Annotated in this window: 20 protein-coding genes and 1 other annotated feature (1 of these 21 only partly in view); of the genes, 19 read left to right on the forward strand and 1 reads right to left on the reverse strand. The window is 43.2% G+C overall.

The window, feature by feature from the left end:
• Positions 1 to 121, forward strand: a binding site (T-box leader); it begins 138 nt to the left of the window's first position.
• A 115-nt stretch (positions 122 to 236) separates the two neighbouring features.
• From ilvB to yihA, 13 genes are all read left to right on the forward strand, one after another.
• Positions 237 to 1952 carry an acetolactate synthase large subunit gene (gene ilvB / locus Q8G36_RS02815; protein WP_305158891.1) on the forward strand — a complete coding sequence of 572 codons (1716 nt, stop codon included), beginning with the start codon at positions 237 to 239 and terminating at the stop codon, positions 1950 to 1952.
• 3 nt (positions 1953 to 1955) lie between these two features.
• Entirely contained in the window at positions 1956 to 2468 is a 513-nt protein-coding gene (gene ilvN, locus Q8G36_RS02820) for an acetolactate synthase small subunit (protein WP_101222819.1), read from the forward strand.
• A gap of 68 nt (positions 2469 to 2536) precedes the next feature.
• Entirely contained in the window at positions 2537 to 3565 is a 1029-nt protein-coding gene (gene ilvC / locus Q8G36_RS02825; protein ID WP_305158892.1) for a ketol-acid reductoisomerase, read from the forward strand.
• A complete protein-coding gene (locus Q8G36_RS02830; protein ID WP_305158893.1) occupies positions 3552 to 5087 on the forward strand; it encodes a 2-isopropylmalate synthase in 1536 nt (511 codons plus the stop codon). The genes ilvC and Q8G36_RS02830 overlap by 14 nt, the downstream gene beginning before the upstream one ends.
• Before the next feature lie 15 nt (positions 5088 to 5102).
• Positions 5103 to 6215: a 3-isopropylmalate dehydrogenase gene (gene leuB / locus Q8G36_RS02835; protein ID WP_305158894.1), complete on the forward strand. Its 1113-nt coding sequence runs from the start codon at positions 5103 to 5105 to the stop codon at positions 6213 to 6215.
• Positions 6216 to 6285: 70 nt separating this feature from the next.
• On the forward strand, positions 6286 to 7695 hold the full coding sequence (gene leuC / locus Q8G36_RS02840) for a 3-isopropylmalate dehydratase large subunit (protein ID WP_305158895.1): 1410 nt from the start codon (positions 6286 to 6288) through the stop codon (positions 7693 to 7695).
• Between the two features lie 28 nt (positions 7696 to 7723).
• Entirely contained in the window at positions 7724 to 8323 is a 600-nt protein-coding gene (gene leuD, locus Q8G36_RS02845) for a 3-isopropylmalate dehydratase small subunit (protein ID WP_305158896.1), read from the forward strand.
• A 165-nt stretch (positions 8324 to 8488) separates the two neighbouring features.
• Positions 8489 to 9523 (forward strand): tetratricopeptide repeat protein, encoded by a 1035-nt coding sequence (locus tag Q8G36_RS02850; RefSeq protein WP_305158897.1) that lies wholly within the window; start codon positions 8489 to 8491, stop codon positions 9521 to 9523.
• Between the two features lie 184 nt (positions 9524 to 9707).
• Positions 9708 to 11000: a trigger factor gene (gene tig, locus Q8G36_RS02855; protein WP_101222812.1), complete on the forward strand. Its 1293-nt coding sequence runs from the start codon at positions 9708 to 9710 to the stop codon at positions 10998 to 11000.
• Between the two features lie 430 nt (positions 11001 to 11430).
• Positions 11431 to 12699 (forward strand): ATP-dependent protease ATP-binding subunit ClpX, encoded by a 1269-nt coding sequence (gene clpX, locus Q8G36_RS02860; RefSeq protein WP_134782382.1) that lies wholly within the window; start codon positions 11431 to 11433, stop codon positions 12697 to 12699.
• Positions 12700 to 13122: 423 nt separating this feature from the next.
• Positions 13123 to 14793, forward strand: coding sequence for an ATP-dependent protease LonB (lonB, locus tag Q8G36_RS02865; RefSeq protein ID WP_305158898.1), 1671 nt, complete (start codon positions 13123 to 13125; stop codon positions 14791 to 14793).
• 254 nt (positions 14794 to 15047) lie between these two features.
• Positions 15048 to 17369 carry an endopeptidase La gene (gene lon, locus Q8G36_RS02870; protein WP_305158899.1) on the forward strand — a complete coding sequence of 774 codons (2322 nt, stop codon included), beginning with the start codon at positions 15048 to 15050 and terminating at the stop codon, positions 17367 to 17369.
• Entirely contained in the window at positions 17366 to 17947 is a 582-nt protein-coding gene (yihA, locus tag Q8G36_RS02875) for a ribosome biogenesis GTP-binding protein YihA/YsxC (RefSeq protein WP_034308918.1), read from the forward strand. Before lon ends, yihA begins: the two co-directional genes overlap by 4 nt.
• A gap of 73 nt (positions 17948 to 18020) precedes the next feature.
• On the opposite strand, the gene Q8G36_RS02880 is transcribed toward yihA, so the two are convergent.
• Positions 18021 to 18503 (reverse strand): LiaI-LiaF-like domain-containing protein, encoded by a 483-nt coding sequence (locus Q8G36_RS02880; protein WP_305158900.1) that lies wholly within the window; start codon positions 18501 to 18503, stop codon positions 18021 to 18023.
• A 255-nt stretch (positions 18504 to 18758) separates the two neighbouring features.
• Between Q8G36_RS02880 and hemA the strand changes: the two genes are divergently transcribed.
• From hemA to hemL, 6 genes are read left to right on the forward strand one after another with little or no spacing between them, the layout of a single operon-like run.
• Positions 18759 to 20105, forward strand: a complete 1347-nt coding sequence (gene hemA, locus Q8G36_RS02885; protein WP_305158901.1) for a glutamyl-tRNA reductase — start codon at positions 18759 to 18761, stop codon at positions 20103 to 20105.
• Between the two features lie 10 nt (positions 20106 to 20115).
• The gene (locus tag Q8G36_RS02890) at positions 20116 to 20946 is read left to right on the forward strand and encodes a cytochrome C assembly family protein (protein ID WP_133349505.1); all 831 of its coding nucleotides are present in this window, start codon (positions 20116 to 20118) and stop codon (positions 20944 to 20946) included.
• 9 nt (positions 20947 to 20955) lie between these two features.
• Positions 20956 to 21888, forward strand: coding sequence for a hydroxymethylbilane synthase (gene hemC, locus Q8G36_RS02895; protein WP_305158902.1), 933 nt, complete (start codon positions 20956 to 20958; stop codon positions 21886 to 21888).
• Positions 21888 to 22685, forward strand: coding sequence for a uroporphyrinogen-III synthase (locus Q8G36_RS02900; protein ID WP_305158903.1), 798 nt, complete (start codon positions 21888 to 21890; stop codon positions 22683 to 22685). Before hemC ends, Q8G36_RS02900 begins: the two co-directional genes overlap by 1 nt.
• On the forward strand, positions 22682 to 23674 hold the full coding sequence (gene hemB, locus Q8G36_RS02905; protein ID WP_305158904.1) for a porphobilinogen synthase: 993 nt from the start codon (positions 22682 to 22684) through the stop codon (positions 23672 to 23674). Before Q8G36_RS02900 ends, hemB begins: the two co-directional genes overlap by 4 nt.
• Positions 23675 to 23716: 42 nt before the next feature.
• Complete coding sequence (gene hemL, locus Q8G36_RS02910) at positions 23717 to 25006, forward strand: glutamate-1-semialdehyde 2,1-aminomutase (RefSeq protein ID WP_305158905.1); 1290 nt, start codon at positions 23717 to 23719, stop codon at positions 25004 to 25006.
• The last annotated feature ends 128 nt before the right edge of the window (positions 25007 to 25134 follow it).

Genomic DNA, 25134 nt, shown 5'->3' on the forward strand with positions numbered 1-25134 from the left:
GTGCGTACCAGTACCCGTTACCAAAACAGAGAATAGTGTAGGCTATTCAAAGTGCGCATGGAGTTTCATGCGAAAAAGGGTGGTACCGTGGAGTGGCTCATCAAGCCTTTTCACCCCTTTAACTTGCCAAGTGCAAGTACATTTGGGGTGAAAAGGCTTTTTTGTATGCTTAAAAAGCTGAAAATTCTGAATCTTAGGAAAACATTTAATGGAAAAGTGAAGGAGGTTTTTACGAAATGACACAAAAGTCAGTTGTTGCTGATCGGAAAAGTGGAAAGACACATTATAGTGGTGCCGAATTTCTGCTGAATGCATTGAAAAAGGAAAATGTTGAAGTCATCTTTGGTTATCCGGGAGGTTCTGTATTGCCGATTTATGACAAGCTTTACAGTTCAGAACTTTTTCATATTTTGACTAGGCACGAACAAGGTGCGATTCATGCAGCGGAAGGATACGCCAGGATTACCGGCAAGCCGGGGGTGGTCATAGTCACATCCGGTCCAGGGGCAACGAACATTGTCACCGGTTTGGCCGATGCAATGATTGACTCTTTGCCTCTTGTGGTAATTTCGGGTCAGGTAGCAACCAGTGTAATTGGTTCGGATGCTTTCCAGGAAGCTGATGTACTGGGGATTACTACCCCGATTACAAAACATAACTATCAGGTAAGGAAGCCGGAAGACCTTCCGCGCATTATAAAAGAAGCTTTTTATATCGCTTCAAGCGGCCGGCCCGGTCCAGTATTAATCGATATTCCTAAGGATATGGCCATTATAGAAGGTGTATCGACGGATAAGGAGCCAGAAATGGATCTCCCTGGCTATCAGCCGACGACCAAGCCGAATTACTTACAGATCAGAAAGCTAGTTGAAGCCGTAAGCAGAGCGAAAAGACCGGTCATTCTTGCAGGGGCAGGTGTCCTGCATGCAAAGGCCTCCCATCTATTAAAGGAATATGTCGAGCAGCAAGGCATTCCCGTCGTTCATACTTTATTGGGTCTTGGGGGCTTTCCGGCGGAACATCCTCTCTTTATCGGAATGGGTGGTATGCATGGCTGCTATGCAGCAAACATGGCGTTATCGAAATGTGATCTATTAATCAATATCGGTGCCAGGTTCGATGATCGATTGACTGGGAATCTAGCGAAATTCGCACCGCATGCAACGGTGGCCCATATCGATATTGATCCAGCGGAAATCGGTAAAAATGTGCCGACAAAAATCCCGGTCGTCGGAAGTGCCAGGGAAGCACTGGCGGAGTTGATTGCGCAAAACGGCAAGAAACCTGAAATTGATGAATGGACAACACAGCTGACTGCATGGAATGAAGAGTTCCCATTGCGTTATACACATGAAGAAGGCGTACTGAAACCTCAGCGGGTCATCCAGATGCTTCATGAAAAAACGAATGGGGAGGCCATTGTTACGACGGATGTTGGACAGCATCAAATGTGGGCAGCGCAATACTATCCGTTTAACAAACCGAATTCATGGGTCACTTCCGGTGGATTGGGGACGATGGGCTTTGGCTTACCTTCGGCTCTCGGAGCGCAACTGGCGAATCCGAAAGCGACGGTGCTTTCCATATCGGGGGATGGTGGATTCCAGATGTGCCTGCAGGAACTTTCAGTCATTGCTGAAATGAATCTGCCAATCAAAATCATCATCGTCAACAACGGGGCACTAGGGATGGTAAGACAGTGGCAGGAACTCTTTCATGATAACCGTTTCTCACACAGTATTTTTCAATCGCATCCGGATTTCGTGAAATTGGCCGATGCATATGGAATTCCGGGATACAAAGTGACGACGGAGGAAGAAGCAAGCAACTGCCTGGATGCAGCGTTAAAGACTGATGGTCCGGTGTTGATTGATTTCCGGGTAAAACAAAACGAAAATGTCTTTCCGATGGTAGCACAAGGAAAAGGGCTTGATGAAATGGAAGGAGTTTAATCAATGAAGGGAATTCTTAGTCTCACCGTGAACAACCGGCCAGGCGTCCTGAATCGGATTACGAACCTGTTCACGAAAAGAAATTATAACATTGAAGGCATGACTGTCGGACCTTCCGAACAGGATGGCATTTCAAGGATGACCTTTGTGGTCGATGTTGATGACGAAGCTGTCATTGAACAGATCACCAAGCAATTGAATAAGCAGATCGATGTTTTGAAAGTATATGATATTACGAATCAATCGATTGTGGCGAGGGAACTTGCACTCATTAAAATATTGGTGACTACACAGACCCGAGCCGAGATTTATTCAGTCATCGAACCCTTCCGGGCTTCAGTTATTGATGTCAGTAAAGATAGCCTGACAGTTCAAATCACAGGGGAATCGGATAAAATCGAAGCCTTCATTGAACTGATCAAGCCATATGGCATCAAGGAATTGGCAAGGACAGGGACAGCCGCCATCCCACGTGGAATGCAAATTGCACACGCTAAGAGTGCGACAATCGTATAAAACAAAAACAAAAACCAAAACAAAAAAACAAAAACAAAAACAATGATGAAAAGGGAGATGTAATTATTATGGCAAAAGTATATTATAACGCAGAAGCAAACGAGAATTTTTTCAACAATAAAAAGGTAGCGGTCATCGGATATGGTTCACAAGGACACGCACACGCACAAAACCTACGTGACAGCGGTGTAGATGTAATCATCGGAATCAGGAAAGGTAAATCCTTCGATAAAGCGGTGGAAGACGGCTTTAATGTTTACACAGTGAAAGAAGCCGCTGAACAGGCAGATGTGATCATGAACCTATTACCGGATGAAACTCAGCCGAAAGTATACCAAGAAGAAATCAAACCGGTATTGCGTGCAGGTCAAGCGTTAATGTTCGCACACGGATTCAACGTCCATTTCAATCAAATCGTTCCGCCGGCAGACGTAGATGTATTATTAGTCGCTCCAAAAGGTCCGGGACATCTTGTTCGCCGTACATATGAACAAGGTGCAGGGGTGCCGGCATTGTTCGCCATCTATCAAAATGTTACGGGTGAAGCAAGAGAATTGGCCCTTGCGTATGCTCGGGGAATCGGTTCTTTAAGAGCTGGCGGTTTGGAAACTACTTTCCAGGAAGAAACGGAAACGGATCTATTTGGAGAGCAGGCTGTACTTTGCGGCGGTTTGACGTCCCTTGTGAAAGCTGGGTTCGAAACCTTGACAGAAGCTGGATACCAACCGGAAGTAGCATATTTCGAGTGTTTACATGAACTTAAATTAATCATCGACCTTATGTATGAAGGCGGTATGGAAAACATGCGCTATTCCATTTCTGACACAGCTCAATGGGGAGATTTCGTTTCTGGACCACGCGTTGTGACGGAAACTACGAAAGAGGCAATGAAAGCGATCTTGAAAGACATCCAAGACGGTGAGTTCGCTAAAGGATGGATCTTGGAGAACCAAGCGAATCGTCCAGTCTTCAATGCTATCAATAATCGTGAAAACCAACATCAAATCGAAGTGGTTGGCCGTGAATTAAGAAAAATGATGCCATTCGTAAAACCTCAACAAAAAGAGAAAGAAGTGGTAGCCGTTGCGAAAAATTAATATATTTGAAACTACACTTCGAGATGGGGAGCAATCAGCCGGTGTAAATTTGAATTTTACCGAAAAACTTGAAATTGCTTATCAGCTTGAAAGATTGGGTGTTGATATTATCGAAGCCGGTTTTCCGGCAGCATCCAAAGGGGACTTCAACTCCGTACAGGAAATCGCGCGCAAAATCAAAAACAGCTCTGTCACAGGGCTGGCGCGTGCTGTAAAAGGAGATATTGATGCAGCTTGGGATTCATTAAGGGGCGGCGCAGAACCAAGATTGCATACGTTCATCGCCACTTCGCCCATTCATCGTGAATATAAGTTGAAAATGTCGAAGCAGCAAGTGGTTGAAAGGTCGGTTGAAATGGTCAAGTACGGGGCAGCACGTTTTCCGATCGTGCAATGGTCTGCAGAAGATGCAAGCCGTACAGAACTTGACTACTTGGCTGAAATCGTTGAAGCGGTCATTCAAGCTGGTGCCAAGGTCATTAACATCCCGGATACTGTAGGGTATGCAGCTCCAATCGAATACGGAAACATTTTCAGATACCTTCGTGAACATGTTCCTTCTATTGATAAAGTCAGTTTATCCGCACACTGCCATGACGATCTTGGAATGGCGACGGCCAATTCATTGGCTGCCATCGAAGGCGGGGCTACGCAAGTAGAAGGCACAATCAACGGAATTGGTGAACGTGCCGGAAATGTGGCGCTCGAAGAAGTGGCTATGGCACTTTACATCCGTAAAGATTTCTATCAAGCGAGAACGGATCTTGTATTGAATGAAATTAAAAGGACCAGTGATTTGGTCAGCCGCCTTACAGGTATGCAGGTTCCTGCTAATAAAGCCATTATTGGTGCAAATGCATACGCACATGAATCTGGCATTCACCAGGATGGCGTGTTAAAGGAAAAAACGACATACGAAATCATATCACCTGAACTCGTCGGTGTTTCGTCCAATTCACTCGTTTTAGGAAAGCATTCAGGACGCCATGCTTTCAAAGAAAGATTACAAGAGTTGAATTTTACGGTAACGGATGAGGAAATGAACTCATTATTCGTCCAATTCAAGGAATTGGCCGATAATAAAAAGACGATGACGGATGAAGATATCGTTGCGCTGGTGCTTGAAGAGAAAGCGACGGATATCAGTTTTTATGACATGATTTCCTTACAAATTTCCCATGGTACCCATCAGACGGCGACAGCGACGGTCACACTGAAAAAAGGCGATAATGAGGAGATTCAGGAAGCGGCTACAGGTGCAGGTAGTGTTGAAGCTCTATATAACACGCTTGAAAGATGTTTGGGCAGCGAGATCAACTTGCTGGACTATCGAATTCAATCGGTAGGCGGCGGAATGGATGCCCTTGCTCAGGTCTTTGTGAAAATTAATTATAACGGTGTGGAAACTAGCGGCCGCGGTCTTGATCAGGACGTCTTGGAAGCATCCGCCAAAGCATATTTGAATGCTGTGAACCGTGTGATCATCATGAAGGAACTGGAAGAAAAAGCAGTATTACTATAGGAAGGGGAGATTTCGATGAAAAGGAATATTGCGGTGCTTCAAGGAGATGGCATCGGGAAAGAAGTAACAAGAGGCGCTGTAGAAATCCTCGAAGCCGTTGCCCAAAGATATGGACACGATTTTGAATTTCAATATGGTGAGATTGGAGGCGGGGCCATCGATAACACAGGTTCGCCCCTGCCGGATGAAACAGTGGAGATTTGTAAAAACAGCGATGCGGTATTATTAGGGGCCGTTGGAGGACCTAAGTGGGATGACCAGCCTGCGCACCTAAGACCGGAACGAGGTTTGTTGAAAATCCGAAAAGATTTGAATCTGTATGCTAACATCCGTCCAATCAGCTATTATTCCAGCTTGTCGGAATCTTCTCCTCTTAAAAAGGAATTCATTGAAGATGTGGACTTCGTGATTGTCAGGGAACTGACTGGCGGCCTTTATTTCGGAAAGCCAAGTGAGCGCGTTGAAAGAGAAGGGGAAGAGGCGGTCGTCGATACACTTTTCTATCAGAAAAGCGAAATGAAGCGCATCATTGAACTTGCTTTTGCATTGGCATCGGATCGCAAGAAAAAAGTAACATCCGTGGATAAAGCGAATGTTCTTGAATCCAGCAGGATGTGGCGTGAGACGGCTGAAGAAATTGCCAAGGACTATCCGGATGTAATCCTTGAACATATGCTTGTTGATAATGCAGCCATGCAATTGATCAAAAACCCGAAACAATTTGATATTATCGTGACGGAGAATATGTTCGGTGATATTTTAAGCGATGAAGCGTCGGTATTGACTGGCTCGCTTGGAATGCTCCCTTCCGCCTCTATATCAACAAAAGGGCCTAATCTATATGAACCGATTCATGGCTCTGCCCCGGATATCGCGGGCAAAAACCTGGCTAATCCGATTGGGACGATTTTATCAGCGGCTTCCATGCTGCGTCTATCCTTTGGTTTGGAAGATGAGGCGCAAGCCGTTGAGCAGGCGGTGGAAACGGTCCTTGAATATGGCTTGAGAACAGGCGATATCGCAAATGGCCAACCAAATATTACGTCTACTTCAGAAATGATTGCAGAAATAAAAGCAAATCTTTTAGACCAGGAAGCCATTTCCAACATCATGGGAGCTTACGCATAAACTTCTTTCACGGCCTAACATTAGGCCGTGTTTTTTAAAAAAATACAAGATTGATCGAGGTGGGATAAAGATGGGAAAGTCGATAATAGAGAAAATATGGGATCGCCATATTGTAAATGAAGAGGAGAATAAACCGGATTTAATTTATATAGACCTTCAATATATTCATGAAGTGACCTCTCCGCAAGCATTTGAAGGATTGAGATTAAAAGGACGCAAAGTCAGGAGACCCGACCGTACTTTCGCGACAATGGATCATAATGTGCCAACCGTTAATCGCTATTTCATCGAGGATGATATTGCAAGGAAACAATTAGAGGCGCTTGAGCAAAACTGTAAGGAGTTCGGTATCCGCCTTGCTGATTTAGACAGCCCGGAACAAGGTATCGTTCACGTTATCGGGCCGGAATTAGGGCTCACACAGCCAGGGATGACGATTGTCTGCGGAGACAGTCATACTTCCACACATGGTGCGTTTGGCTCGATTGCGTTTGGAATCGGTACGAGTGAGGTCGAGCATGTTTTGGCCACGCAAACCCTATGGCAAACAAAACCCAAAACATTAAAGCTTGAGGTTAATGGCAAGCTTGGTCATGGCGTTATGGCTAAAGATGTCATTTTATATGTGATTTCTAAATTCGGCGTCGATTTCGGTACGGGACATATCATTGAGTATTGTGGGGAAGTTTTCCGGGAGATGTCAATGGAAGAGAGAATGACGGTTTGCAATATGTCGATCGAAGGAGGGGCAAGAGCGGGGCTGGTAGCTCCTGATGAAACAACGTTCTCTTATTTGAAGGGTCGGAAATATTTGCCGAAAGGAGAAGAGTTCGAGCGGTGTGTTCAGGACTGGAAGTCTCTTTCCAGTGATGAGGATGCTGTATATGACCAAGAAATCATACTTGATGGCAGTCTAATTCCACCAATGGTCAGCTGGGGGACAAATCCTGGAATGGCTAGTGGAGTGGACGGAAAAGTACCTACCTTCGCAGAAGATATCATGGATCCTAAGGAACTGAATCGAGCCATTGAGTATATGGGTCTTGAGGAAGGCATGCCGATTACGGAAATTCCCGTACAACATGTATTCATAGGATCGTGTACCAATTCACGCATTGAGGACTTACGGCAAGCCGCAGAAATGATCGAAGGCCAAACTGTTCAAAAAGGGGTTCGGGCGATGGTCGTTCCCGGTTCACAAAGCGTCAAAAGGCAAGCGGAAGATGAAGGGTTGGATGAGATTTTCAAATCAGCGGGCTTCGAATGGCGCGATTCGGGCTGCAGCATGTGCCTGAGCATGAATCCTGACGTGGTTCCGGCCGGTGAGCATTGTGCCTCCACAAGTAATCGGAACTTTGAAGGCAGGCAAGGAGCTGGAGCAAGGACACACCTGGTTAGTCCGGCTATGGCTGCCGCGGCCGCCATTCATGGGAAATTTGTCGATATTAGGAATTTGAACAGAACTGAACGAGTCCATTAAGAATACGAATTAACCGGAGGTGCAGAGAATGGAACCCATTACTATATATAAAGGAAGAGCGGCGGCACTTGACCGTAAAAACGTGGATACGGACCAAATCATTCCAAAGCAATTTTTAAAACGGATTGAGCGAAGCGGATTTGGCGAATTTTTATTCTATAACTGGCGTTTTGATGAAAATGGAAAGAAACGTCCTGATTTTGAATTGAATCAGCCCCATAATCAAAACACGTCCATTTTAATAGCAGGTGAAAATTTTGGCTGCGGTTCTTCGCGTGAGCATGCCCCTTGGTCATTGAAGGACTACGGATTCGATATCATCATCGCTCCGTCTTATGCTGATATCTTTAAAAGTAATTGCATGAAAAATGGCATGGTCCCCATTGCTTTAACCCAGACTGAAGTAAACTATTTAATGGAGAGAGTGTCGGCACCTGATTATGAGTTGACGATCGACCTTCCCAATCAGACATTGAAAGATGGTCAAGGGTTTGAAACAAGCTTTGAAATTCATCCATATTGGAAGGAAATGCTCATCAAGGGCTGGGATGAAATTTCGATAACGCTTCAATATGATAAAGAGATTTCTGCCTATGAATCTCAAAAAAAGGCTGTATCGAGTATTTAATAGAAAAAGGTCATTTTCCCGTTCTCCTTTTATATTTGAAAGGATGCGGGATTTTTTTATCGGGAAAGAAGGAAAGGCGTTCATCCGCCCACATAAATTTTTGTGTTTCCTGCTATTACATGCTACACTGTTTCTCAAAAAGCGAACGGTGAGGCGGAAAATAGGATGGATGATGAGAAAAACCAAAAGAAGGCCGGAGAAACCAAAATTATCGCCTTTCCAAATCTTGGTGAAAGGCTGATTGTAAAAGGACTGGATGAGCTTGGAAACAGGAACTTTAAAGCGGCTGCACAGCTTTTCAGCCAAGCTAGGGAGTATGAACCCGAAAATGATGAAGTTTGCATGGGGCTAGTGGTCTCACTAGTCGAACTTGAGTATTACCAGGAGTCAAAAGAGTTGTGTATAGAGATGCTGAATAAAGGCATCGGCGACTATTTTCAACTGATCAATATTTATTTGATGGTACTGCTGCAATTAGGCGAGCATCAGGAAATGGTCACGACGATCGAACTGCTATTTGAAGAAAGCCAAATTCCCTTTGATAAAGAGGAACATTTCGAAAAGATGCTTCAGTTCAGTAAAAGGGCCCTTGAGGATAAAAAAGAGGAGAAGGAAAGGCAAAATCAGCAGCTTTCAGAGGAATTGCAGGAGGATGAACTTTTTGAAGGGAAAACGGATAATGAAATGCTTTTGGTCATTTCCAAACTCACGAATATCAATATTCGACCATTTATTCCTCAAATCGAAGAATTTCTACAGAAAGATGAGGGACACCCTTTCTTTAAAACCATGCTCCTTAACATCCTGATCGACCAGGAATATAACGAGGAAGTGACTCTGAGGAAATTCAATCAATCGAAGTCGGTCATACCAAGGGAATTGAAAAGTTTGAAGGAGACGGACTTCTATAAGAAGGTAACCGGATTGACTGAAGAGGAAATCAGTCAGGATAATCCGAGCTTATTTGAAATGGTCCATAGTTTGATTGAACGTCATTCTTTTTTATTGTTTCCTTTTGAACCCGGACCTGAGAGCTTGCCTGCATGGGCAGCTGCCTACCATGCCTTGGCGGAAGAATACATGACAGGGGAAGTTTTCGGGAGGGGCTTAGCGGACCTTTACCAGGCTGATGAGGAAACCGTTGCGGATATACTTTCCTATATAAAAGAAATTGAAGAAATTTCTTATCCCATTATTTAAGCTATTGCTGTTGTAACAGATTAATCCTGTGGTATAATGTAGTGGTTGTAATGTATAATCGTCTAATTTTGACGATTTCCCCAAAATTTTTTGGGTATATATGAAGGATGACTTGTTAAGACTTGCAAAGCATATTCATCCAATGCTTATTATTGAAGTATATAGATTTTTTGGAGGGAAACACATGTCTGTAAAATGGGAAAAACAAGAAGGTAATCAAGGCGTACTAACAATTGAAGTTGACGCTGCAAAAGTAAACGAAGGTTTAGACGCAGCTTTCAAAAAAGTAGTGAAACAAGTAAATGTACCTGGCTTCCGTAAAGGTAAAATGCCACGTCAAATGTTCGAAAAAAAATTCGGCGTAGAATCACTTTACCAAGATGCGCTTGATATCATTCTTCCAGATGCTTATGCAAATGCTGTCGAAGAAGCTGGAATTCAGCCTGTAGATCGTCCAGAAATCGACATCGAGAAAATGGAAAAAGGCGAAAACCTGATCTTCACTGCAACTGTAACAGTTAAGCCTGAAGTTAAATTGGGAGATTACAAAGGTGTTGAAGTTGAAAAATTCAATACTGAAGTAACTGACGAAGATGTTGAAAACGAATTGAAAACTTTGCAAGAGCGTCAAGCTGAGCTTGTCGTTAAAGAAGAAGGACAAGTCGCTGAAGGCGATACAGTTGTTCTTGACTTTGAAGGATTCGTTGATGGTGAAGCATTCGAAGGCGGAGCTTCAGAAAACCATTCATTGGAAATCGGTTCAAACTCTTTCATTCCAGGATTTGAAGAGCAACTTGTCGGTCTTGAAACTGGCGCTGAAAAAGATATCGAAGTTACATTCCCTGAAGAATACCATGCTGCTGAACTTGCAGGTAAACCAGCAGTATTCAAAGTGAAAATTCACGAAATCAAAACAAAACAACTTCCTGAGTTGGATGATGAGTTCGCGAAAGATGTCGACGACGAAGTGGAAACATTGGCTGAACTTAAAGAAAAAACAAAACATAAATTAGAGCATGACAAAAAACATGAAGAAGAAAACTTCATTCAAAACACTGTAATTGGTAAAGCTGTTGAAGGTGCAGAAATGGACGTTCCTGAAGCAATGATTTCAAACGAAGTTGACCGCATGATGAATGAGTTCTCTCAACGCATTCAATCTCAAGGTCTTAATTTGGAACTTTACTACCAATTCTCAGGTCAAGACGAAGAAGCTTTAAAAGCGCAAATGAAAGAAGAAGCTGAAGGACAAGTTCGTACGAGCCTAACTCTTGAAGCGATTGCTGAAGTTGAAAAACTTGAAGCGACTGACGAAGATGTAGAAGCTGAACTTGCACAAATGGCTACTATGTACAATATGGAAGTTGACGCGATCAAACAAGCTCTTGGAAACTTAGAAGGAATCAAAGGCGATCTTAAAATTAAGAAAGCGATTGACTTCTTGGTAGAAAACAGCAAAACAGTTGACGCAAAATAATTTTTATAAATAAGTAGATTTAAATATTTCCTTTAAAAAACAAGGCGCGAGTAATCGTGCCTTGTTTTATACATATTGAGAATTAGTGTAAATTTCAAATATCGGTTATTTCCTGATTGATTTTTTTTGGATTTCGGTGTAGATTAGTTCTAATACCGCATATACATATTTATACAGCAAATCCTGCTTTTAAAAATCCAAAGTTTTGGGCATACTGGTAAAGGGCAAATACATATTGATTGATTATTGTACTTATTTAACAACTCGGACCGTGAGCATTTTTGTTACTAAACTTCCAAGAACATGATAAACTGCAAAACATACTAGGGATTTTGGAATGTTTAAGTAGCTGTGTGCCTAGTTTTTTTTCATTACGATTGGGTACCGCTATGTAATAGAGTTGGAAGAGTATTTAAAGGGGTGAACGTACATGTTTAAATTTAATGATGAAAAAGGACAGTTGAAATGTTCTTTTTGCGGTAAAACACAAGAACAAGTCCGTAAACTGGTTGCTGGTCCAGGTGTCTATATTTGTGACGAGTGTATAGAACTTTGTACGGAGATCGTTGAAGAAGAGCTGGGCACTGATGAAGAAGTAGAATTCAGAGATGTTCCTAAACCTATGGAAATCCGTGAAATTCTTGACGAATATGTGATTGGACAAGAACAGGCAAAGAAATCTTTGGCTGTCGCTGTTTACAACCATTATAAACGTATCAATTCCAATAGCAAAGTCGACGATGTGGAGCTTTCTAAAAGTAACATCGCCCTAATCGGACCGACGGGAAGCGGGAAAACCCTTCTTGCGCAAACATTGGCGCGACTACTGAATGTTCCTTTTGCCATTGCTGATGCCACTTCATTGACGGAAGCTGGATATGTTGGGGAAGATGTCGAAAACATCCTTCTAAAATTGATCCAAGCAGCTGATTATGATGTGGAAAAAGCGGAAAAAGGCATCATTTATATTGATGAAATCGATAAAGTTGCCCGTAAATCGGAAAACCCTTCTATTACACGTGACGTGTCTGGTGAAGGTGTGCAACAAGCTTTATTGAAAATTCTTGAAGGAACGGTTGCAAGCGTTCCGCCTCAAGGTGGACGTAAACATCCACATCAGGAATTCATCCAAATCGATACGACCAATATTTTGTTCATCTGCGGCGGTGCCTTTGATGGCATCGAACCGATCATCAAACGCCGTCTTGGTCAAAAAGTCATTGGCTTTGGCTCTGACGTGAAAAAGGATGATATTGCAGAAAAAGAATTGCTTTCCAAAGTCCTTCCTGAAGACTTGCTTCGTTTCGGATTAATTCCGGAATTCATTGGACGTCTTCCGGTAATTGCGACTCTTGAGCAATTGGATGAGGCTGCTTTGATTGAAATCCTTACAAAGCCGAAAAATGCCCTTGTTAAACAATATCAAAAATTGCTTGAGCTTGACGATGTTGAATTGGAATTCGAACAGGAAGCGCTAAGTGAAATTGCTAAAAAGGCAATTGAACGTAAAACGGGTGCACGTGGTCTGCGATCGATCATTGAAGGCATCATTCTTGAAGTGATGTTCGATCTGCCTTCACGTGATGATGTTGCAAAATGTGTAATCACAGGCAGCACGATTTCGAAAAATGAATCTCCAAAGCTCGTCCTTAAAGACGGTACAACCATCAAAGGACAAGAAAAGAAAACATCTGCTTGATTTATAAGGAAAAGAAAGACTGCCAGTTCACCCTGGCAGTCTTTCAGTTTGTAGACTAAAGTATCCAAATTTTTATTTTATAACAAAGTTGATTGGAAAGGAAGGTGCGAGACTCCTGCGGGAAAAGCGCGTCCAAGGGAGACCCCGCAGGCGCAAAGAGCGCCGAGGGCGGACCGCCCGCGGAAAGCGAGTGCCTGGATTGGAAATCAACGTCGGAAATTACAAAATAAATTATTTTCGAGCTTGTCTACAGTCTGAGACTGCCAGTTCACCCTGGCAGTCTTTTTCTTGTCTTTTTTTCAAATTGCTGTTATTTAGGATAAAAACGCCAAAATTTTCAACACGAATTTCTTGGATAATTTCGCCCTTCCGGAGGAGATACTAACAGAAATGACAAACTAGGAGAGTGCAGGAGGGAATACGATGAATTGGACAGGATTGGCGTTGTTTATCCAGCTGTTTTTTGGGATTATTATTGGATTGTATTTTTTGAACTTATTGAAAGGCCAGCGGACACAAAAAGTTTCCATTGACCGTGATTCACGTAAGGAGATGGACCAATTACGGAAGATGAGATCGATTTCGTTAACAGAGCCATTGGCAGAAAAGGTTAGACCAAGCACATTCAATGATATCATCGGTCAAGAAGATGGGATTAAATCTTTAAAAGCTGCTATATGTGGGCCGAATCCCCAGCATGTGATAATTTACGGTCCTCCAGGGGTAGGGAAAACGGCAGCTGCCAGACTTGTTTTGGAAGAAGCTAAGAAAAATGGCAAGTCCCCTTTTAAGAATTCGGCCGTTTTCGTTGAATTGGACGCCACTACAGCCAGGTTCGATGAACGGGGGATTGCCGATCCGCTCATTGGTTCTGTGCACGATCCAATCTACCAAGGAGCTGGGGCAATGGGACAGGCTGGCATTCCTCAGCCAAAGCAGGGGGCAGTCAGCAATGCTCATGGAGGCGTACTGTTCATTGATGAAATTGGGGAGCTTCATCCAATACAGATGAATAAACTATTAAAGGTATTGGAGGATCGTAAGGTCTTTCTGGAAAGTGCTTATTATCAAGAGGAAAATCAAAATATTCCAACTCACATCCATGATATTTTTAAAAATGGACTGCCGGCTGACTTTCGATTGATTGGAGCCACAACAAGAACGCCAAATGAAATCGCGCCTGCAATACGCTCAAGATGCATAGAAGTGTTTTTCCGTGAACTTGACCGGGAAGAAATAATCACCGTGGCAAAGAATGCCTCAGATAAAGTGGGGATCACCATCAGTGAAAAAGGCTTGCAGTCCATTTCGGATTATGCCCGAAATGGCCGGGAAGCCGTCAACATGATTCAGACTCTTGCAGGAATATCAATTAATGAGAACAGGTCTTTTATCAGAGAAGAAGATATAGATTGGATGGCCCATAGCAGCCAGCTGACCCAAAGAATGGACAGGAAAATAGAAACGAATTCTAAAATAGGTCTTGTCAACGGTCTTGCAGTCTATGGTCCCAACAGCGGGGCATTGCTGGAAATCGAGGTTACGGTCATGGCCGCCTCTGATGAAAAAGGCTCGATAAACATTACAGGCATCGTTGAAGAAGAAAGTATCGGCGGCGGGAGTGGGAAATCGATTCGCCGCAAGAGCATGGCCAAAGGTTCGATTGAAAATGTCATTACGGTTTTAAGGTCGATGGGAGTGCCTGCAAATCAATTCGATATCCATGTGAACTTTCCGGGCGGAAGTCCAGTAGATGGCCCTTCTGCAGGAATTGCAATGGCCACAGGCATATACTCGGCCATATATAAAATCCCTGTTGATCACACCGTGGCGATGACTGGAGAAATAAGCATTCATGGCGGCGTTAAACCGATCGGCGGTGTCATTCCGAAAATCAAGGCGGCTAAACTTGCCGGGGCAAAGAAAGTAATCATCCCAGCCGAAAACATGCAGCCACTTCTATCCGAAATCAAGGATATAGAAATCATTCCCGTTACGAATGTGAAAGAAGTGCTGGATCAGGCACTCAAAAAAGAAATGATGTCGGAACAAATCCTCACAACCATGGACCTATCCAAAAAAGAAAGTGTATAAAGGAAATGCCCCGGCTAAAAACAAAACCGGGGCATTTTACGGACCATATTGGCGTTCCCCGACAACCTTACGTAAAAATAAACACGCATTCAGACGTGCTTTTTTATCTAATATTGGAGATAATAATAGCAGTCGAAACGTGTTAAGGTAAACGAATAGACACTTCTATATAAATAGGATAGAATTGTTAAAAGGTTGAGAACATGGGTAAATAGTTTACAACGACGATACTAATTAGATGGAGGTGTCAGGAAATGACTGATAAAGAACTCATCGTCCCCCTCCTGCCGCTTAGAGGACTGCTTGTATATCCAACGATGGTACTTCATTTAGATGTAGGCCGAGATAAATCGGTACAAGCCCTTGAGAAAGCAATGGTGGAAGACCATCTTATATTTTTGACGACACAACAAGATGTTTCGTTGGACGAACCAGGTGAAGAAGATTTATTTACAATGGGAACTTTAACAAAGGTAAAACAGATGCTGAAGCTTCCGAATGGTACAATCCGAGTGTTGGTGGAAGGATTGAACCGCGCAGAGGTCATTGAATTTTACGATTATGAGACACATTATGGTGCCAAGATTAAAATATATGAAGACAGTGATGAAAAGGATGCTGAACATCAAGCATTAATGCGCACACTACTGGATTATTTTGAACAATACATAAAAATGTCCAAGAAAATAACCGGTGAAACGTTTTCGTCCACTTCGGATATTGAAGAGCCTGGGCGATTAGCGGATATAATCGCTTCGCATTTGCCTTTGAAATTGAAGGAGAAGCAAGAAGTGCTTGAGACCATTGATATGAAAGAGCGTTTAAGCCGTGTAATCGAGATCATCAATAACGAGAAAGAAGTTCTTTTTCTCGAGAAAAAGATCGGTCAGCGTGTTAAGCGTTCGATGGAACGGACTCAAAAGGAATATTATTTACGAGAACAAATGAAAGCGATCCAAAAGGAATTGGGCGATAAAGAAGGAAAAACGGGGGAAATCGAGGTCCTTAACGAAAAGATAGAAGAAGCGGATATGCCTGAGCACATCAAAGAAACGGCATTAAAGGAATTGGACCGTTATGAAAAAGTTCCTTCGAGCTCAGCCGAGAGTTCTGTCATCCGCAATTATATCGAATGGTTGATCTCTCTTCCTTGGACCAAAGCGACCAAAGATGACTTGAATATTCATAAAGCCGAAAAAATCCTGAACCGGGACCACCATGGTTTGGAAAAGGTGAAGGAGCGGGTGCTTGAGTATTTGGCCGTACAGCAATTGACCAATTCATTGAAGGGACCGATCCTTTGCTTGGTGGGACCACCTGGTGTCGGGAAAACCAGCTTGGCTAAATCGATCGCTTCATCCCTGAATAGGAATTTCGTCCGTATATCTTTAGGTGGGGTGCGCGATGAATCAGAAATCCGCGGACATCGCCGCACATATGTAGGGGCGATGCCGGGACGGATCATTCAAGGCATGAAAAAAGCTGGAACGATCAATCCTGTCTTTTTACTGGACGAAGTGGATAAGATGTCCAATGACTTTAGGGGCGATCCATCTGCTGCGATGCTGGAGGTGCTCGATCCAGAGCAAAATCATAATTTCAGTGATCATTATATTGAAGAAACCTACAATCTTTCCAAAGTCATGTTCGTCGCGACGGCGAATAATTTGGGATCGATTCCCGGTCCGCTTCGTGATCGTATGGAAATCATTTCGATTGCAGGTTATACTGAGATAGAGAAACTTCATATAGCCAAGGATCACTTGCTGCCTAGACAGCTGGAAAACCATGGTTTATTGAAGACACAACTGCAAATCCGTGAGGAAGCTCTTACAAAAATCATCCGTTACTATACTCGGGAAGCCGGTGTTCGGAGTCTGGAGCGACAGCTTGCAAGCATCTGTCGGAAGACTGCAAAAATCATCGTGTCCGGAGATAAAAAGCGGGTCGTCATTTCCGAAAAAAATGTCGAGGAGTTTTTAGGGAAAACCATGTTCCATTATGGACAGGCGGAAGTCGAGAACCAAGTCGGTGTAGCTAATGGTTTAGCATACACGTCGGTAGGTGGCGATACGCTGCAAATCGAGGTTTCCTTATCACCAGGTAAAGGCAAGCTGATCCTGACAGGAAAGCTTGGCGATGTAATGAAAGAGTCAGCCCAGGCTGCTTTCAGTTATGTCCGTTCAAAAACCGAGAAACTTCAGATTGATGCGAACTTCCATGAAAAATATGATATTCATATTCATGTCCCCGAAGGTGCGGTCCCAAAAGATGGCCCTTCTGCAGGCATCACGATTGCAACAGCGTTAATATCGGCCCTTACAAATAGGCCGGTCAGAAAAGAGGTAGGCATGACAGGCGAAATTACATTACGCGGACGGGTTCTTCCGATCGGCGGGCTTAAAGAAAAATCTTTAGCGGCCCATCGCGCAGGACTTACGAAAATCATCATCCCGCAAAATAACGAAAAGGATATTGATGATATCCCGGAAAGTGTCCGTAAAGCATTAACATTTGTTCCAGTTTCACACGTCGATGAAGTCCTTGAGCATGCATTGGTAGGTGTGAACGAATGAAAGTGACGAGTTCAGATATTGTCATCAGTGCTGTGAAGCCTGAACAATATCCCAATACTCCAATACCGGAATTTGCCTTGGCAGGCCGTTCCAACGTTGGGAAATCCAGTTTCATCAACAAAATGATCAATCGAAAAAACTTGGCGCGCACATCCTCTAAACCGGGTAAGACGCAGACCTTGAATTTTTATATCATAAATGAAGCACTCCATTTTGTGGATGTACCGGGTTATGGTTATGCAAAAGTATCTAAGACGGAGCGAGATGCTTGGGGAAAGATGATCGAAACGTACTTCACTTCCCGTGATCAGCTCCGCGCTGCGCTTCTGATCGTCGATTTGCGTCATCCGCCGACAAAGGATGATATCGCAATGTACGAATTCCTGAAGCATTATGATCTGCCCCGGATCGTTATTGCCACCAAAGCGGATAAAATCCCAAAAGGCAAATGGCAGAAACACTTGAAAATAACGCGCCAAACGTTAAATATGGAAAAAGAAGATGAATTGCTTCTATTCTCTGGTGAAACAGGCGAAGGTAAGGAACAAGCATGGGGCGTCCTTAAGAAATATATGTAAAAGAAAAGGGTATTCCGCATCTGGAATACCCTTTTTTCATTATGGAATTTGCAAAATGGCGAATCGGAAATTTTCACTTTTTTCGAACCAAAAAATAAATGCCGATTGCCATCAAGGCAAATGGCCAAAACCTTTCGATGTTCGCCGTGCTTGTTTCAACAATCCCGAAAGACGTTGTGATTTTATCATAGAATAAGAAAGTGATCGAGATGATGAAAATTACCATCCCGTGAAACATTCCAGAATTTGTTTTACGTGCCCGGAGAATAAATCCCAGCGAGATGATTAAAATAAAGATACCTATATTATCCGGCCAAATATCCAGGTTCTCGACGATGTGGAAGTGAGCCCCGAACCCCAGTAAGATGACGCCTGGCAGGATGGACTCATATTCATTACCGCTATATGCCTGAATCAGGAAGGCGGCACCAACTATACATAATAAAGTCGGCCAGCTGAAAAAGCCTGGAAAGATTTCGATTTGGGAGCGTTCAAGAAAAAAATAGAGCCCGAAACCGATTAAAACGATTCCTGGGAAAATACGCTGCGTTTTCATTTTATCCTCCTATGCAATTCGATTACTTGAAGTTTTTTGCCATTTTTGATATGGTACTTTTGTACACAATGTCGAAATATGAATGTAACTTATAAATCCGCCGCTTAGACACCTTTTGTCGCAATTTAGGCGTTTTGGCTGTCTTTTCATGGTAGCATACGTTTTCATAAACTGTTCATATTATTTGCGTGAAACAATTTTAGTACATGGTATAATAAATTTACATGAAAAATTTTGGGGGTGCAAAACAAAAGGATGCATATTCTAGCGGTTGGTATAAATTACAAAACTGCCCCTGTAGAAATTCGGGAAAAACTATCGTTTAACGAAGCCGAACTTGCCGAGGCAATGAAAGCTCTTAAAAATAAAAAAAGCATCTTGGAAAATATTATTATTTCAACATGCAACAGAACGGAAATATATGCGGTCGGTGATCAGCTTCATACAAGCAGGTATTATATAAAGGAATTTCTTTCGGAATGGTTTAATATCGATAAAGAAGAATTTTCTAAATATCTGTTCATTTATGAAGGCGATGGGGCTGTCGAGCATTTATTTTCAGTTACCTGCGGCTTGAATTCCATGATACTGGGAGAAACTCAGATTTTGGGACAAGTACGTTCAAGCTATCTGTTAGGGCAGAAGGAAGATACGATCGGTACCGTTTTTAACCATCTCTTCAAGCAAGCCCTTACATTAGCTAAAAAGGCTCATTCGGAAACCGAAATCAATACAAATGCCGTTTCCGTCAGCTATGCGGCAGTCGAGCTTGCAAAGAAAATCTTTGGAGGCCTGAACGGCAAGAATGTCTTGATTCTTGGGGCCGGTAAGATGGGTGAGCTGGCCATTCAAAATCTGCATAGCAATGGTGCCGACAGCATTACAGTCATTAATCGCACCTTTCAGAAAGCGGTCGACCTGGCGGAGAGATTCAATGGTACGGCGAAACAGCTTCAAGAGCTGCAATGCGCATTAGTGGAAGCTGATATCCTGATTACTTCCACTGGATCAAAAGATCTTCTTGTAACAAAAGAAATGATGTCATTCGTCAATAAGCTTCGTAAAGGCCGTCCTATTTTCATGGTCGATATCGCAGTGCCGCGTGACCTCGATCCAACATTGGGCGAGCTGGAAAATGTCTTCTTGTATGATATTGACGATCTTGAAGGAATCGTGCAAGCCAATATCGAAGAACGTAAAAAAGCTGCCGAGAAAATAGAATTGATGATCGAATCAGAAATCGTTGACTTCAATCAATGGATTAATTTGCTTGGTGTGGTTCCCGTCATTTCATCATTACGGGAAAAATCCCTATCGATACAAAAAGAAACGATGGAAAGCATCGAAAGAAAGCTTCCGCATTTAAGCGAACGTGACAAAAAAGTTCTGAACAAGCATACGAAAAGCATCATCAACCAAATGCTGAAAGATCCGATACTTTATGCAAAAGAGCTGGCAGATGAGCCGAATGCAAAAGAGCAATTAAATAATTTCGTGAAAATCTTCCATTTAGAGGAATTGATTGAAGACCAGCTGGTTGAGGATGAAAAAGAACGGAACAGCTCCAAATCATCCCTATTGAATCCAGTTCCTGTCCAGTAATGAGGTAGATATGGAATTACTAATGACAAGATTGCATGAAGCCACTGTATTGTTGTATGCCATCAGTATGCTTTTATATTTTATCGATTTCCTTAATAATAACCAGAAGGCGAACAGGGTCGCTTTCTGGTTGCTTTCTATTGTTTGGGTACTGCAAACAATTTTTTTGTTTCTGTATGTGTTGAAAACGGGAAGGTTCCCGGTATTGACGATTTTTGAAGGCTTATATTTTTATGCATGGGTCCTCATATCGCTATCGTTAATCATTAACAGATTGCTAAGAGTCGATTTTACGGTCTTTTTTACGAATGTATTAGGTTTCATGGTTATGGCCATCCATACCTTTGCACCTGTTCAGATAGAATCTCAAGTGCTTGCACAGCGCCTGGTTTCAGAGCTATTGCTCATACATATCACTTTTGCCATCCTATCATATGGGGCATTCACGCTTTCTTTCGTTTTTTCACTTTTATACTTAATTCAATATGATTTACTGAAACGGAAGAAATGGGGAAAACGCCTGCTTCGACTCGGCGATTTAACAAAGCTTGAGCAAATGTCTTATGTCCTTGCAGTAATAGGTGTTCCATTATTAGTGGTTTCCCTCATCCTGGGGATTCAATGGGCTTATATAAAAGTGCCTGGGGTATCCTGGCTGGACATGAAGATCATCGGCTCATTTATTTTGCTTATCGCTTACAGTGTGTTTTTATACTTGAAAATTCGGAAACAAATGTATGGAAGGACGCTAGCCTTTCTGAATATTGGATCTTTCATGATTGTGTTAATTAACTTTTTCCTTTTCGGAAGCCTTTCAACATTCCACTTTTGGAATACATAGGAGGAAACTATGAGAAAAATAATTGTCGGTTCTAGACGTAGTAAATTAGCGATCACCCAAACGAACTGGGTTATCGATCAACTTAAAGAGCTTGGGGTCCCATACGAGTTCGAGGTGAAGGAAATTGTCACAAAGGGAGACCAAATCCTTGATGTAACACTTTCCAAGGTAGGCGGAAAGGGCTTATTCGTTAAAGAAATCGAACAAGCGATGCTGGATAAAGAAATTGATATGGCAGTACATAGTATGAAAGATATGCCTGCAGTGCTGCCTCCAGGCTTGACGATTGGCTGCATACCACCGAGGGAGGACCATCGGGATGCCTTGATTTCAAAAAATCATGAAACCCTTTCCGAACTGAAGCCCGGTTCCATCATAGGTACAAGCAGCTTGCGCCGTGGCGCGCAAATATTGGCTAGAAGGCCGGACCTTGAAATTAAATGGATTCGCGGTAATATCGATACCCGTCTGGATAAACTGAAAACGGAAGATTATGATGCTATCATTTTAGCAGCAGCCGGACTATCAAGAATGGGATGGGAGAAGGGCATCGTAACGGAATTCTTAGATGAAGATATTTGCATTCCGGCAGTTGGACAAGGAGCACTTTCCATTGAATGCCGCGAAGATGACAAAGAACTGCTGGCGGAACTTTCGAAATTGACCTGTGAAAAAACGAAAAGAACGGTTGAAGCGGAACGTGCCTTTTTGGATAAAATGGAAGGCGGATGTCAGGTGCCGATTGCCGGATTTGCGGTGGCAAAAGATAATGGATCCGTTTCCTTGACGGCTTTGGTCGCTGCTCCGGATGGAAAGGTGATATATAAAGAAATGGTTGAGGGAACTGATCCCGAGGCGGTTGGGCATGCCGCTGCCAAACAGATTAGCGAAATGGGCGGTAAAGAATTGATCGATCGCGTAAAAGAAGAGCTTGATCAGTAATGAATCCCGTACAACCTCTTAAGGATTATCAGGTATTAATCACCAGAGGGAAAGGACAGGCGGATGGTCTAAAAGAGTCGATCGAAAAAAATGGCGGAACACCGCTTCTTGTGCCATTGCTTGAGTTCACTCTTCCTGATCATATGGAAGATGTACAACAGCGGTTAGAAGAGTTGCTTACATATGACTGGATCATTCTGACCAGTCAAAATGGGGTGGATTTCTTCTTTAAGCTTCTTGGAAACCAGCCTTTAAAGCTTCCGAAAATAGCCGTAATCGGCTCCAAAACAGAAGCGGCCCTGAAACGACATGGATATAAGGCGGATTTCGTACCAGCTCAGTTTGTTGCCGAAGGGTTCGTGGCGGAGTTCAATACCCTGCTTGATCCGGGGTCCCGCGTGTTGCTGGCAAAAGGGAATCTCGCAAGGGCGGTTATTGCGGAGGCAATCAATGAAGCTGGTGCGTCCTGTGATGAAGTGATTATTTATCATACAGTGCTTCCTCGAAGCAGTGAAAAAAAACTGGTGCAGCTTATAAAGAACCATGAAATCGACATCATGACCTTTACGAGTTCATCGACGGTCAATCATTTTTTACAGATCATGAAACGCCATGAATTGGATACATACATAGACCGGATCATCATCGCCTGCATCGGGCCGATTGCCGCTAAAACGGCTGAAAAACATGGGCTATCCGTCGATGTCTGTCCAGATGTTTATACGACGGATGCCATGGTTGCGGAGTTAATACGCTTCATCTTGAAAAGAAGTAAAAAGGGAGGAACTTTGAAATGAAAGACATTCCATTCAATCGCCACCGCCGCTTGCGTGCAAGTGCTGGCATGAGGGCTTTAGTCCGTGAAACACAATTGCATAAAGAGGATTTGATCTATCCGATCTTCGTCATTGACGGGGAAAATGTGAAAAATGAAATCAACTCCATGCCAGGTATCTATCAGCTATCCATGGATAATCTGGGGGCCGAAATGGATGAAGTCGTGAGTCTGGGCATTAAATCAGTCATTTTATTCGGTGTCCCTTTTGATCATGATAAAGACGAACAGGGCACAGGGGCATTTCATCACAACGGACTTGTGCAAGAGGCAACCCGCTTTATTAAAAAACAATACCCTGAAGTTATTGTCATTGCGGATACCTGCCTTTGTGAGTATACAAGCCATGGCCATTGCGGGGTCGTTGAAGGGGAAAAAATCCTCAATGACGCTTCTCTTGACCTTCTTGCCAAAACGGCAATCAGCCAGGCAGAGGCCGGCGCCGATATCATTGCGCCTTCCAATATGATGGACGGTTTCGTTGCGGCCATCCGTGCAGGTCTGGATGAAGCGGGATATGAAGATATTCCGATCATGTCCTATGCGGTGAAATATGCTTCGGCTTTTTACGGCCCATTCCGTGATGCTGCGAATGGTGCTCCACAATTTGGCGACAGGAAAACTTACCAAATGGATCCCGCTAATCGCCTTGAAGCGTTTCGTGAGGCTGAATCCGATGTTGCTGAAGGTGCGGACTTCCTAATCGTGAAACCAGCCCTTTCCTACATGGACATCATCAGGGACGTTAAGAATAACTTTAATCTTCCGATTGTTTCCTATAATGTCAGCGGTGAATATTCAATGGTTAAGGCTGCTGCCCAAAATGGCTGGATTGATGAAAAAGCGATAGTGATGGAAATGCTGACAGGCTTGAAACGCGCAGGTTCCGACTTGATCATTACGTATTTTTCAAAAGAGGTAGCACGCTGGATAAACGAAGATAATCAATGATGATAAAAAATATAACCTGAAATGGAAAAAGGGGATTGAATCATGCGGTCATATGAAAAATCGAAAAAAGCGTTTGCCGAAGCAATAAATTTGATGCCAGGCGGCGTGAACAGCCCGGTACGTGCCTTCAAATCTGTGGACATGGATCCCATTTTCATGGAGCGTGGAAAAGGCTCAAAAATGTATGATATCGATGGAAATGAATACATCGACTATGTTCTTTCATGGGGACCGCTTATCCTGGGTCACACGAATGACCGTGTCGTGGAATCTTTGAAAAAGGTAGCGGAATCAGGTACAAGCTTCGGAACTTCTACGCTGATAGAGAATGAACTGGCCAAGTTGGTCATTGAACGGGTGCCTTCGATTGAAATGATCCGGATGGTATCTTCAGGAACCGAAGCGACGATGAGTGCACTAAGGCTGGCACGAGGCATTACAGGCCGTGATAAAATCCTGAAATTCGAAGGCTCCTATCATGGCCATGGCGATTCATTGCTAATCAAAGCGGGATCCGGCGTTGCAACATTAGGTTTACCGGATAGCCCTGGAGTACCGGAAGGCATTGCAAAAAATACGATTACCGTAGCATATAATGATCTTGCAGCAACCAAATATGCGTTTGAACAATTTGGCGAAGACATCGCCTGTATCATCGTAGAACCTGTTGCAGGGAACATGGGCGTGGTTCCGCCACAACCTGGTTTCCTCGAAGGCTTACGTGAAGTGACGACCCAATACGGGGCTCTATTGATCTTTGACGAAGTTATGACAGGGTTCCGTGTCGGCTATAATTGTGCACAAGGCTATTTTGGCATCGTACCTGACCTGACTTGCCTTGGGAAAGTAATTGGCGGCGGATTGCCTGTCGGGGCATTCGGAGGCAAGCGCGAATTCATGGAACAAATTGCCCCGAGTGGGACAATCTATCAAGCAGGAACATTGTCTGGTAACCCGCTTGCCATGACGGCCGGCCTTGAAACGCTGAGCCAATTGACTCCAGAATCTTATGATGAGTTCACTCGAAAAGGGGATATGCTCGAAAAAGGAATTGGAGAAGCAGCCGAAAAGTACGGAGTTCCCCATACATTCAACCGTGCCGGTTCCATGATTGGACTTTTCTTTACAAATGAAGAAGTCGTAAACTATGATACAGCAAAAACATCCGATTTAGAGTTCTTTGCTTCTTACTATAGGGAAATGGCGAATCAAGGCATCTACTTGCCGCCGTCACAGTTTGAAGGTTTATTCCTTTCCACTGCACATAGTGATGAAGATATCGAAAAGACCATTGCAGCGGCAGAACAGGCTTTTGCAAAATTAAAAAAATGATGCAACGCTTCATGAACTACCGCTATATTCGATGATAATAAATTTGAACTGGCTACCATTTTTCCAAAAACTTTTGGAGAAAGGTAGCCAGTTTTTTTATGCCAATCAGTTTGTGGAAGAACCAAATA

Origin of the sequence: Peribacillus frigoritolerans (genome assembly GCF_030676415.1) — a bacterium.
GTDB classification, from domain to species: domain Bacteria; phylum Bacillota; class Bacilli; order Bacillales; family DSM-1321; genus Peribacillus; species Peribacillus frigoritolerans_A.